General features: G+C 29.7%; 10 protein-coding genes. 7 read left to right on the top strand and 3 right to left on the bottom strand.

Going from position 1 to position 13,079, the window contains the following annotated elements:
- Nucleotides 1–82: 82 nt before the first annotated feature.
- Both X924_RS00230 and X924_RS00225 read right to left on the bottom strand, forming a co-directional pair.
- Nucleotides 83–2,443, bottom strand: coding sequence for a GH36-type glycosyl hydrolase domain-containing protein (locus X924_RS00230; RefSeq protein WP_121956936.1), 2,361 nt, complete (start codon nucleotides 2,441–2,443; stop codon nucleotides 83–85).
- A 74-nt stretch (nucleotides 2,444–2,517) separates the two neighbouring features.
- Nucleotides 2,518–3,543: a LacI family DNA-binding transcriptional regulator gene (locus X924_RS00225; RefSeq protein ID WP_121956935.1), complete on the bottom strand. Its 1,026-nt coding sequence runs from the start codon at nucleotides 3,541–3,543 to the stop codon at nucleotides 2,518–2,520.
- Between the two features lie 327 nt (nucleotides 3,544–3,870).
- Between X924_RS00225 and X924_RS00220 the strand changes: the two genes are divergently transcribed.
- From X924_RS00220 to X924_RS00200, 5 genes are all read left to right on the top strand, one after another.
- On the top strand, nucleotides 3,871–4,068 hold the full coding sequence (locus X924_RS00220) for a LacI family DNA-binding transcriptional regulator (RefSeq protein ID WP_199172594.1): 198 nt from the start codon (nucleotides 3,871–3,873) through the stop codon (nucleotides 4,066–4,068).
- A gap of 164 nt (nucleotides 4,069–4,232) precedes the next feature.
- Entirely contained in the window at nucleotides 4,233–4,472 is a 240-nt protein-coding gene (locus X924_RS00215; RefSeq protein WP_121956934.1) for a hypothetical protein, read from the top strand.
- 174 nt (nucleotides 4,473–4,646) lie between these two features.
- Nucleotides 4,647–5,468: a fumarate hydratase gene (locus tag X924_RS00210; protein ID WP_121956933.1), complete on the top strand. Its 822-nt coding sequence runs from the start codon at nucleotides 4,647–4,649 to the stop codon at nucleotides 5,466–5,468.
- Nucleotides 5,455–5,952 carry a FumA C-terminus/TtdB family hydratase beta subunit gene (locus X924_RS00205; RefSeq protein ID WP_121957159.1) on the top strand — a complete coding sequence of 166 codons (498 nt, stop codon included), beginning with the start codon at nucleotides 5,455–5,457 and terminating at the stop codon, nucleotides 5,950–5,952. The genes X924_RS00210 and X924_RS00205 overlap by 14 nt, the downstream gene beginning before the upstream one ends.
- A gap of 15 nt (nucleotides 5,953–5,967) precedes the next feature.
- The gene (locus X924_RS00200) at nucleotides 5,968–7,098 is read left to right on the top strand and encodes an NADP-dependent malic enzyme (RefSeq protein ID WP_121956932.1); all 1,131 of its coding nucleotides are present in this window, start codon (nucleotides 5,968–5,970) and stop codon (nucleotides 7,096–7,098) included.
- 3 nt (nucleotides 7,099–7,101) lie between these two features.
- On the opposite strand, the gene X924_RS00195 is transcribed toward X924_RS00200, so the two are convergent.
- Nucleotides 7,102–8,727 (bottom strand): DEAD/DEAH box helicase, encoded by a 1,626-nt coding sequence (locus tag X924_RS00195; protein ID WP_121956931.1) that lies wholly within the window; start codon nucleotides 8,725–8,727, stop codon nucleotides 7,102–7,104.
- Nucleotides 8,728–9,212: 485 nt separating this feature from the next.
- Here X924_RS00195 and X924_RS00190 point away from each other — a divergent pair, with 485 nt between their 5' ends.
- Both X924_RS00190 and X924_RS00185 read left to right on the top strand, forming a co-directional pair.
- A complete protein-coding gene (locus X924_RS00190) occupies nucleotides 9,213–9,659 on the top strand; it encodes a hypothetical protein (RefSeq protein WP_121956930.1) in 447 nt (148 codons plus the stop codon).
- A gap of 16 nt (nucleotides 9,660–9,675) precedes the next feature.
- Nucleotides 9,676–12,921, top strand: coding sequence for a PD-(D/E)XK nuclease family protein (locus tag X924_RS00185; RefSeq protein ID WP_121956929.1), 3,246 nt, complete (start codon nucleotides 9,676–9,678; stop codon nucleotides 12,919–12,921).
- The last annotated feature ends 158 nt before the right edge of the window (nucleotides 12,922–13,079 follow it).

Below are 13,079 nucleotides of genomic sequence, written 5' to 3'. Positions count from 1 at the left end.
TCTAAAGTTACTATAATATTTATTTTTTACTCACTTTAGAAATTCCAAAATTCGTAAACATATTGATAAAAGATGAGTTTGACTAACAATAAACTTCTACGTTTAAAATATTTTCTTTAAAATCCTCTGGATTTAAAACGTTACCTTCTAACTTTTTTCCATTTACAAGTATCTTTTTTTCGTCGCTTTTTTTGTAACTAATATTTAAAACTTTTCCTCTAAAATACCTTTTTACTTTAACTTCTTGCCATTCTTCTGGAAAAAGTGGATCTATTATTAAACCGTTCCAATCTGCTTTTAATCCTAAGATACCTTCAATTCCTACAATAAAATACCATGCAGCAGATCCTGAATACCAAGTCCAACCACCTCTTCCAAAGTAGGGAGAATCAGGCCCATCTACGTTTCCTGGGGTTACATAAGGTTCAACAAGATACTTATCAGGTTCTAATCCTCTGTAAATCGGCATAAAACTTTTATAGATTTTGTAAGCATCAGGGTCTTTCATCTTTGAGGCAGCTAAGATAGCCCATGTACCTGCATGCGTGTATAATCCGCCATTCTCCCTTATTCCTGGTGCATATCGACTTAAATAACCTATTTCGGAATCAGGGGTTCTGTAAGCTGGTTGGAAAAGAAGTGGGCCATAATCTTTAAAAAGATATTTTTTAGCAGATTGATAAGCAAGCTTTTTTCTTTCTTCTGTAGCTGTTTCGTTTATAATAGCCCAAGTTTGAGCATTTAAGAATATTTTGCCATCTTCACAAATTTTACTTCCAATAGGCTCACTATTGTCTTTAAAAGCTCTTATATACCATTCTCCATCCCATCCATATTTATTTATATTTTCTTTTAAACGTTTTGCTTCAGTCAAAAATTTATTCTTATTTACCTCATCTTTCATTTTTTCACACACTTTTGAAAAATCAATTAAAATACCATATAAAAAGTGTCCAAGCCAAATACTCTCTCCTTTCCCCTGTGTACCAACTGCGTTCATACCATCGTTCCAATCTCCATCACCAATTAGGGGCAATCCTCTTTCGCTTAATTTGTTTAGATTATAGTTAATAGCTTTGACACAATGTTCGTATAAGATACCTTCTCCTCCATCTAAATAGGGTATCTTTTCATTCAAAAATTCATAGTCGTTAGTTTCTTTCAAATACCTTGAGGTTACAAAGGCTAGCCAAAGTCTGTTATCTGATATATTATTTTTGTGCCCTATTTCAGATATTGGATGCCACCAGTGTAACACGCTTCCATCATTAAATTGATGTCGTGCGTGGAGTTTTATTTGATTTTTTGTTTTTTCAGGATCAATGTATAAAAATATTTGGCTGTCTTGTAGTTGGTCTCTGAACCCAAACGCTCCACCAGTTTGATAATAAGCGGTTCTCCCCCACAATCTTCCTGATATTGCTTGGTATTTAAGCCATTTGTTTATTAAAAAATCAAAACCTTTATCGGGAGATTCAACTTGAAAAGTAGAAAGCATTTCTTCCCACATTTGATTAACTCTATTTAATTCTTCGTCAACATTCTTCAAATCTTTATATTTTTCAATGATTTTTTCAAGATGTTTATCTTCACATCCTTTTTTCAAAGCTCCTAATAAATATACCAAAGTTTTTTCTTCCATTGGTTCTAAAGAAATATCGTTTTTTAAGCTAGCAATAGAATCTTCCCATTTTCCAAAGACTCCAGACATATTACCCGTTATTACAGCTTTTGGATTTGTTATATTATTGTACATGCCTAAAAATTTTTCTTTAGATCCTTCTGCACCGCTAATTTTTTCATTGACAGAATGAAAAGCAACGTACTCCCATTCTTTATTCCAGTTTTGACCTTTTTCATTTGGAATTTCCCACATTCTTTTTTCCGCTAAAATACAATTTAACTTTTCATTTAAAGAAGTTTCTATAAAAGTCTTATGAAATTCTCTATGCCAATCGGGTGCGGCTCCTAAACACCATTCTAAATATGTGAATAATGAAAGTTTTCTTTTTCTATTCGAAAGGTTTTTTATTTTTAATTTCCAAATTTCTATAGGTTCATCTTTTGCTACAAACATTGTTAATTCAGTTTTAATATCAAAATTTTTAGTTTCAAATATTGAATACCCTTGTCCATGCCTAACTTTAAATTCTTGAGGTTTTTTACATATTGGTTTCCAGGAAGGCGACCAAAATTCATCATTTTCATTATCTTTTATGTAAATATATTTTCCCCATTCGTCTTTAATTAAATCCTGTTCCCATCTGGTTATTCTGTTTAGGCTTGCATGGGTTCTCCAGCTATAACCAGAGCCACTCTGAGATACCACTATTCCATAGTCTCCGTTGGAAATAACATTTATCCATGGTCTCGGAGTTTCAGGAGTTTTTATTATGTATTCTTTTCCGTCTTGTGAAAAATATCCATACTTTGTCTCAAACATTTTTATGACCTCCCTCTTCTTTGTTTGTTTATCAACCCTTAATCGGTTAAGTTAATTGCCACAAAAACATCTTTTTAAATTTTTTTGCACGAATGTCTTTCGATTAATCGTGTTTTGAGCATTATCTTTTTTTCTTTCACTTCTTCTTTGTTTATCAGTCTTACTAAGATTTCTACCGCCTTTTTCCCCATTTCATAAATGGGTTGACTTATTGTTGTTAAAGGTGGTTCAATTATTGAGCTCGCTTCTATATTATCAAATCCTACTATTGAAACATCATCTGGAACTTTTAAACCTTCTTCTTTTAAAGCTCTTATAGCTCCAATAGCCATTTGATCATTAGCAGCAAATATTGCTGTAAACTTCTCTTTTTTAGAAAGCAACCTCTTTGTTGCTAAATATCCTTCTTCTTTGGTAAAGTTACCATTTTCAACTAAATTTGGATTGAATTCAAAAACATGCTTCTTTAACGCCTTAACATATCCTTCAAATCTTGCTTTTGAATCCCATGCTACTTTTGAACCTTCTAAGAAAGCTATATTTTTATGTCCTAAAGAAATGAGATACTCAGTAGCTTCAAAAGCCCCGGACTCATTATCAACTAATACAGAATAAATTTCTTCATTTTTTGGAGGATAATCTATAAAAACAAAAGGAATTCCACTTTCAGTTAATATATCGATGTATTGATCTTTTAAGTAATATGCCATTACTATTAAACCGTCAACCATACTCTTGTTGAATAGTTTAATAACTTGTTGCTCTCTTTCAGCTTGTGCATGAGTTGTTAATAGATTTAGAAAGAATCCTAACTTATTTGAAGTTTTTTCAACACCTCTAATTATATTCGCATAGAACATGTCTGAAATGTCTGGTATAACCAATCCAATGAAGTGCGTTTTTTCTCCTGCTAATCCTCTTGCTGCAGAATTTGGGACATAGTTATATTCCTCAATAATATTTTTTATCTTTGTTCGTATTTCATCACTTACACCAGGCTTGTCATTTAGCACATATGAAACAGTAGCTTTAGAGACATTTGCAATTTTGGCAATATCGTTTATAGTCATTTTCGAGTTTTTGATTTTTTGCGGGGGCATCAGTTTCCTCCAAAATATCAAGATTAACTTAACCGTTTAACTACTTATATAATAACTCTTTTAATTCAAAAATAAAAGTTCGATTATGAACAATAAGGGGAGATTAAGAAAAATTAAAAGGAATTAAAGATGAATAAAGGCAAAAATCTTGAAAATTGTTTATTTATATTACTACAATAAAAATTAAGATAATAAAATAATAGATAATTTAGAATAATCAACACCAAATTAACTATAGTCTCCTATAAGCTCTTATAATATAAGTTAACATAGAATAAAAAAGTTGTAGTAATATAATGAAACGTTTCAATAAGGAGAAATGATATCATGAAAATGACGATAAAAGAAGTTGCTAAATACGCAAATGTGTCTGTTGGAACTGTTTCAAGAGTCATAAATGGAGAAAAAAATGTTTCTAAAGAAAATTTTCAAAAAGTACTGCGAGCAATTGAAAAATTAGGGTATGTCCGTAATACATTGCCAGAGGTCTTGTTTCTGAGAGAAAAAATTCTATTTCTACTGTAGTTCCAAGGATAAGGACAGATTTTTATGATAGATTAATTAATTCTGTGGATAATCTGCTTATAGATAATAATTATGAAAGTTTCATATTTCTTCTACTTTCGGAATACAGGCTAAAAAAATTTTTGGAGAAATAATCTATACTTTACCATTCTGATGGAATTTTAATGTCTTCGGTACGGATTAATAAATTATTTAAAGATGGTATAGTGCCTACACAAAAACCAGGTGTGTTAATTGATATGAAATCTGATAACTATGATTGTGTTTATATAGATAATAAAAATATAGGAAAGATTGCAGCGGAAATTATAATAGAAAGTAGCAACAAGAAATTTATAATAAAAATAGATCTAAAGAAATATGTTTCTTGTATTAAACAAATTAGTTATTTAAAAGGCGTATGAAAATCCACTTTCATTTTTTATAAGTAATAGAAAATAATTTTTAAATAACCATTTTATTCCTATTTAACTACCTTTTATGTGCATAAGGGAAAGAGGGAGTCTTTTTTGATATTTTGCTTTTATAATGATAAAATAAATAAAATTAATAATTTCCATAAAAGGAGAAGTATTAAGATGGTGACCAAAAACAAAATTATCGAAAAAATATCCACGTTGTTAGAGGAAACTAATTATTTTATTAACACAGAAATAAAACCTTTTATAGATGATTATTCTGGCCCCTTTTCGCAGGCACTCAAAAAGAATTATGTTTATGCACGGAATGATAAACTACCTTTATGTCAAGACACTGGTATGATAGAATTTTTTGTATTTTTGGGAAATAAAGTGGAACTCGAAGAGTCGTTAGAAACAACGTTGAATGAAGCAGTAAAAAGAGTGTATGTGAGTAATCCTTTTAGATTTTCTATTGTAGAAGATCCACTTTTTGAAAGAATAAATACAAAGAACAATACGCCTTGTATAGTACATTTATTTTCAACAAGTGGAAACACTTTAGAAATAAGAGCTTTGGTAAAAGGTGGGGGTAGTGAAAACCTTTCTCGATTATTTATGTTAAAGCCTTCATCTTCTGTTCAAGATTTAAAAGATATAGTCATAACTCATATTAAAGAAAACGGCATGAAAGCTTGTCCACCTTTACATGTAGGAATAGGACTAGGCGGTAGTTCAGATAAAGCCTTAGTTTTATCAAAGTTAGCTTTGACAAAAAGTTTTTATGAAAAAAATCTTAACGAAAAATATTCTAAGTTAGAAGAAGAGTTAAAGGAAGAAATAAATAGATTAAAAATAGGATTTCAAGGATTAAAGGAAGGAATTTCTGCTTATTCTGTGCATATAGAAGCATTTCCTACTCATATAGCAACCCTTCCCGTTGGTATTTCTGTTGATTGTTACTTATGTAGGAAAGGTGTTGTTAAATTTGAAGATCGATGAAATTTTAGAATTTAAAGTAGGTCAATTTGTTAGTTATTCTGGTGAAATGATTGTTATGAGAGATGCTGCACAAAAGCGCTTAAAGGAGATTAACCAGAATATGCAGAAATTACCGTTTAGTTTAGAGAATAAAATAGTATTTTATGCAGGACCTGCTAATCCACCAGAGAATGCTAAGATTGGAGCTATTGGTCCAACAACGAGTGAAAGGATGGATTCTTTCCTTGAAATGTTATATAATTTTGGTGTTGTAGCAACCGTAGGGAAAGGTAAAAGATCTGATTTGGCTATAGAACTTTGTAAAAAATATAGTAGAGTGTATTTTTTAGCCCCAAGTGGAGCTGCTGCATATTTAGCTAAAACAGTTTTAAATATAGAATTAATTGCTTTTTCAAATTTAGGGCCTGAGGCGGTTTATAGAATAAAAGTGAAAGAATTTCCACTAATAATTGCAATAGATAAAAATGGTGATCAAATATTCTAAAAGGAAGTGATTTGAATGGATTCTCAGGAATTACATCGAATACTTAAAGGTAAAATAAGAACTATTTCAAACGTTGATAATCTCGATAAATATTCATTATCGCTACTTTATACTCCCGGTGTTGCAGACGTTGCTCAATTGTGTTCCAAAGATCCAGAAAGTACCTATTCTTATACTCGGCGATGGAATTCTATAGCTATAGTTTCTGATGGAAGCGCAGTTTTGGGGCTTGGAAACATAGGTCCATATGGCGCACTTCCTGTAATGGAGGGGAAAGCATTACTTTTCAATCTTTTTGCGGGTTTAGATGCAATTCCAATTTGTTTAGATACTCAAAACACTGATGAAATTATTAATATAGTTAAAAGTTTAGAGCCATCATTTGGTGGGATAAACTTGGAGGATATCGCTGCTCCCAGATGCTTTAAAATATTAGAAGAACTGAACAAAATAATGGATATTCCAGTTTTTCATGATGATCAACAAGGGACTGCTGTTGTTGTAACAGCTGGTTTTTTGAATGCTTTGAAAGTTTTAGGGAAAGAATCAAAAGATGTAAAGGTAGTTGTAAACGGAATAGGAGCAGCTGGTTACAACATAACAAAGTTTTTAATAGATTTTGGAGTGAGAGATTTAATATTAGTTGATAAAAACGGCATATTAAACGAGAATCTTCCTGGAAGCTGTTTACATGAATATCACAGAGAATTAGCAAAAATCACTAATCTTGAAAATCTATCTGGAGATCTTTCTGATGCACTTGTAAATGCAGATGTATTTATTGGAGTTTCAAAAGGAGATATATTAACTGAAGAAATAATTAGAAAAATGAAAAAGAATCCTATTATTTTCGCACTCGCCAATCCTATACCTGAAATTAACCCAATAATAGCAAAAAGCTTCGGGGCATCTATAGTTGCAACAGGAAGGTCGGATTATCCTAACCAAATTAACAACTTAATAGCCTTTCCTGGAATAATGAAAGGTGCTTTAGAAAAAAGATCTAAAATCACCAAAAATATGCTTCATTCGGCTATCATTGCGATAGCAAATTCCTGCATTCCAACTCCAGAAAGGATTCTACCCGAAGCTTATGATAAAAAGTTACATTTTAACGTATACGAAGCTGTTAAAAACGCACAATAAAAACTAATTTCTGGTAAAATGTCTACTTTTGTTATCTGATCTATCTTTTTCTTTAGCTTGTACAACAAGCGGTTTTTTACCTTTTGATTTTCTTTTGAATGTTTCTAAAATGACCTCTGAGTTTTCGTAAGGTACTGTAATAAAAGAAAACTTATCTAATACTTTTATATCTTGAATATTTTTCTTGTTTATTCCTGTTTCCTTTTCAATAAATTCAGCTAATTTTTTAGGTGCCATATCGTTAGAATTACCTAAAGCTACAAACAATCGTGCTTTTTTATTTTTTGAAACAGTTTCTACGGGTTTTATTTGATCGTATTCTTTGACGTCGAGAACATCTTTGTAAAAATGCTTTAAAATAGAAGAGATAATAACAGACGGTTCTTCGTTAGTCTCTTCTAAAATTTTTTCTGCCAAAATTTCATAGATGGGTTCTATATTCCCTGATAAAGATTCTTTAATTTCTTCTTTTATTTTTTCAACCTTAGCATTTATAACATATTTTACATCAGGGATTTTCGCTTCTTCTATTTCAGCTTTAGCTGCGCTTTTAATGAATAAGAATCTTGTAAATTCGCTTGGGGTTACAAATGTAATGGCAATTCCTTCATTACCTGCTCGGGCAGTTCTACCGATACGATGGACATAACTTTCAGGATTTTGAGGAAGAGAGTAATTTACAACATACTTTAGATTTTCTATGTCTATTCCTCTTGCAGCAACATCAGTTGCTATCAACATTTTGATCCTTTTGTTTTTAAAATTATTTAAAATTCTTTCTCTTTGATATTGAGAAACATCTCCGTTTAGAGCCTCTGCTTTGTAACCTTTTTCAATTAATTTATTTGCAATTTCTTCCGATTGAACCTTTGTCTTTGTAAAAACAAGTCCATAGAAATCTTCATCAAGGTCTATTAATCTACTTAAAAGTTTTATCTTATCAGATTCTTGAACGCGATAATAAATTTGTCGAGCTTCTCTCACAGTCAAATTTTCTTTGTTTTCTTTAACAGTAGATATAATTTCAAATTTACCCATATACTTCTTAGCAAGTTGCACAATTCTTGAAGGCATTGTTGCAGAAAACATCAATACTTGCTTTTCCTTGTTTGTTTTAGAAATTATAAACTCAACGTCATCTATAAAACCCATGTCGAGCATCTCATCTGCTTCGTCTATTATTAGATATTTGATTTTACTAATATCCAAAGTTTCACGATTCAAATGATCTATGATTCTACCTGGCGTTCCTACTACGATGTCGACATTCTTTCGTAAAGCTCTAATCTGATCGTTTATAGAGACTCCTCCGTATATAGGAAAAAGCTTCAATCTTTTGTTCCCTTTTAAAGAGTTTATCTCCTCACATACTTGTAAAGCCAGCTCCCTTGTAGGGGTTAAAATTAGTGCTTGTACGTGATCTAACTTTTCTTCTAACTTTTCTATCAATGGAATACCAAATGCGGCAGTTTTTCCTGTGCCTGTTTGAGCCTGTCCGATTACATTATTTTTACCTTCCAAAAGGTAAGGGATAACCATTTCCTGAATCGGTGTTGGTTCTTTGTAACCTTTAAAAGAAATAGCTTCTAATGTACTCTCAGAAAGGCCCATGTGTTGAAATTTTTCCATACTTCTATAACTCCTTTTTTTAATTTTGAATGGGCCATGTGCCACCTTATATTTCTTAACAAAAAAATTATACCACAAATTATTGCAAATTTATAATTCCATTGTATATACTTACTATCAAGTTCTTTTAAAATTTGGATAATAAATAACTTCTTCAAAAATTTTATGATTAATAAATAAGAGAAATATCGTTCAGACAATAAATTCAATTACTGAACAAACAAATCTATTGATTTTAAATATGGCTATAGAAACCGCTCAAGAGGAAGAGGCAGGATCGACAAACTTCAGGGATGTATAAAAGTATTAATGAATTGAAGAGACTTTCGAAAAAACTTAAAAGTCAATTTGAACAGTTCAAGATTTAATATGCAACTTAAAATAAAAAGCAATTGTCATAGTTGCTTTTTATTAATGTAATAAGATATAATCTTATGATATAATAGTTCGTACAAAAAATTTTTGTAAAAAACGGAGTGAATTTTATGAAAAACTTTTTACAGATTTTTTTGCCTTTTACTTTGATAGTTTTGCTTTTAGGCTTTTCTGCCCAAAAATCAACCTCTCCTACTGTTAAACCTTCTACTCCTACTGCAGGAATTCCTGTAATAATTGATAAAGAGAATTTATACGAAGTTACATTTTTAGTAGTTTCTGTTCCTGATAACACTCCTTCTGATCTATCTCTTTATATGATGGGGAATTTCAATGATTGGTTAGTCGGAGATGAAGAATACAGGTTTGAAAAACTTGAAGATGGTACTTATCGCCTGATTTTAGAAATGCCTCCAAATACTCAAATTGAGTACAAATACAATATGGGAAACTATGATTACATAGAAAAGAATTTTTTAGGAAAAGAGCGAGAAAATAGAAGATATAAATTTGAATATAATTTTGATGTAGTACGAGACGAAATAGAAAGTTGGTAGGAGGACTTATAATAAAATGAAAAAAATTTACTTATTTGACTTGAATGAAGATCATTTTGAGAAAGTTGCAAATTTGATCCTACCTTTTTATCAAGAAAATCCATTAGATTTTTTGTTTATTGGTCCAACTGGTTTCTATGTTAAGCAAGTAGCTGAAACAGTTGCATCAAAATTAAATAGGACAATAAATAGAGATGCATTTAGAGTTATAAATCAATATGTAACTGAAACGCTTAAAGTTTATGAACCTAATGCGGTTATTCTTGACAGGGACTTTTTAAAAGTTTATATAGAGAACGAGATTACTGATCTGATAGAACTTGAAAAGAAAGACGAAGAGTTTTTTGAATACCTGAATGTAATTTCAAATTCTAGTAAAGGCGTGGAATATCTTTTAGATATTTTCGAAAAAAAATGGGAAATATCAAGAGTGCAAGATGAAAAGGTTTTGGAACCCTCCCAAGATTATAGAGTATTAGAAAATTCAATAGATATTGACTCAAATTTATATAAATTGTATAAAAAATTAGAAAATAAACTTGAAGATTTACTTTCTACTCAATTCGATATGTCTATAAAATATGAAAGAAACTATGATCCTGTAAGTGTTTATAAATGGTTTTATGAAATTTTTCCCAAAATATTGAAAGAAGAAGGTAAGACACAGATAGGTAAAAGGATAGTTATTTCTGGCTTTTTTGATATCTCTCCCGCTATTTATAAAACGTTTCAGACTATGTTTAATCTTTTTGAAGAAGTACATTTCATCTCTTGGACTAACATAGAAGACCGGGCGTTCACTTCAATAACAAACATATACAGTTTTCTTTCAAATGAAGGATTTATCTTTGAAAAAAAACATAGTAATTTGGTAAAAGTATTTAAAGGTATCCCCATAACTATTTTACCAATGAGTAATGACATTTTAGAGATTGAAAATGTGGCTAAGGAAATAAAGAAAAAATTGATCTACGAAAATTTTTTGCCAGAAGATTTTGGTATAGTTGTGCCTGATACTTCTTCTGCAAAAATGCTTGCCGATTATTTTGAAGAGATCAACGTACCATTCAGATTCAAAAATGACGTTCCGCTTTCTGAAAGTCAAACTGTCTTGATATTGCTACAACCATTAAAGACATTGGTGAGAGGTTGTGAAGTGGAAGATATTTTGGCTATGTTAGAAAGTGGGTATGGTGGAAAAATAGATCTAACTATGGATCAAATAGAGAATTATTTAAGAAAGTTTGGTTTGTTATATGATATTCAAAAGACTTCTTTAAAAAAAAGAGAAGAAAAATGGATGAACAAAATCGAAGAAGAAATAAATAACAGAAAGATTTATCTAAAAAATAGTGATGAAGCGGAAAGGATAGAGAAAGAATTATACGATCTTAATGTACTAAAAAAGGGTTTTAAGAAAGTTTTTGAAATATTAAATGATGTTCAAATTATTGATAGAAATCAGCAAAACTTCACAGTATCAAGTTATATTTCTTTGATAAAGAAATGGATTAACAATAATTCCATAAATTTTAATAAAATTGAGGATTATAAGGGAATAACTTTGGTAGAAAGTGAATTAAATGCGCTTAAAACTTTTGAAACTCTTATATTTAATGTTAAAAATAGTTTGGAAAAGCTTTTAAAAACTAACAAAAAACTAAATTTAAACAAGTTTTATAAAATTATCTCGTCTTTGATACAAATAGAAACTTATAGAGAAACAGAAAGGTATGCCAATACTGTTGAAATAATGAGTTTAGAAGATTCAAGATTTGTTAAAAAGAAATTTAAATATTTTATAAGTTTTAATGAAGACAACTATCCTAATATAAAAGTTAATCCTTTTATTGCATCGATGACAAATGAAGGTATTTCGATGGCAAAATTATCAGAGGAAATAAGTAGAAGAAATTTGTTTATATCGATGATGTTTTCTGAAAATGTTATATTAACTTATTCAAGAGCCAAAGTTAATGGAGAAAGTATGATTTCTTCTCCTTATGAAAAGGAAATTAGAAAATACTTTAAGAATGTACATTATTCAGAATCATTTCTTTTAAAGAAAGATGTTATTCCCAAAAATCCAAACGATATTTATTCTAAGAGTGAGGCACTGATATATTATCTATTAAATGGCAAAAGAGAGTTTTTATCTGATGATTATTTACTCAATTCAGAAAAGTTTTTAGAAGAGGTTAACAATCATAAATGGGTACTGGAATTAAAAACACACCTTGGAAGGTTAAGCCATACCAAAATATCAAATTATGTAGATTGTCCATTTAAATATTATCTCCAAAATGAAGCATTTTTGAAAGGTGAAAAACAATTTGAAATATTCTTTGAAGGTTTAATAAAACATAGAGTTTTAAAAGAGATTTTTGATAAGTATAAAGAATATAGAATTGTCGATCAAAAGTTATTGGATGAAGAAAGCTTTAAGGAAGAAATTAAAAATATTGTATACTATTTGTGGGACAGGTATATAGATGAATCCTTTTACTCTTACAAGGTTATAAAAGAAATTACAGCAGAAGAAATAGTTGAGGATATATACTATACAATTTCAACTATGCACAAAGATTATATTAAAATAGATAAGAAAAAGATATTAAACTATAGTCAAGTCTTGGAAACAGAGTTAGAAGTTAAAGTAAAAATCAATTTAGAAAAATATAAAGATATTGATTTAGAAACGCGAATAGATAGAATAGATCTTTCTAATGGAAATTATATGTTTTTAATGGATACTTTTGAGGAAGATCTATATGAAGGAACGCTTGTTATAATAGATTATAAGAGTTCAAAAAATGTGCAAAGTGAGCAATTATTGATATATTATTTAGCTTTATTAAATATAGAAGAATGGAAAAATAAATTGAAAAATAAAGATACTTATCTTAAGTTTCAGATTACAAAAAGAGATAAAAATAGAAGTAAATTTATAAAAATACAAAAGGATAAAATTATCTATAATATGCACGGTAAATCTGCTAAATACATATCTTTTGACTTAAAAGAGTTTACCGATTGGATGCAAAAAATATTAACGAATATCGAAAATTCGGACTTTACACCAATCTCGGTAAAAGAAAGGGAAATAAGAAGATTTTTTGAAGAAATGTATGAGAAATATGGAAATGCGAAGAGTGATGAAACTTATCATGATTGTCAAAAATGTGATTTTAAGAGTCTTTGCACATTGTTGGAATACAAAAAAGATTTCAAAATTGAAAGAAAAAATTATTATCCATTTTAATGAAAGATATAGTTTTTTATGATAAAATAATACCGTTATAAATTATTTTTGAAAGTTAATTTGCTTAAAGATAGTGACTTTAGAAATAAATATTTTCTAAAATTAAGTGTTTGAACTTATAACGGGTTCTAAAAGATAAAAAAGTGGGAGGAAGATTG

Source organism: Petrotoga sp. 9PWA.NaAc.5.4 (genome assembly GCF_002895485.1).
GTDB lineage: Bacteria > Thermotogota > Thermotogae > Petrotogales > Petrotogaceae > AZRK01.
This window is presented reverse-complemented; position numbering and strand designations above follow the sequence as displayed.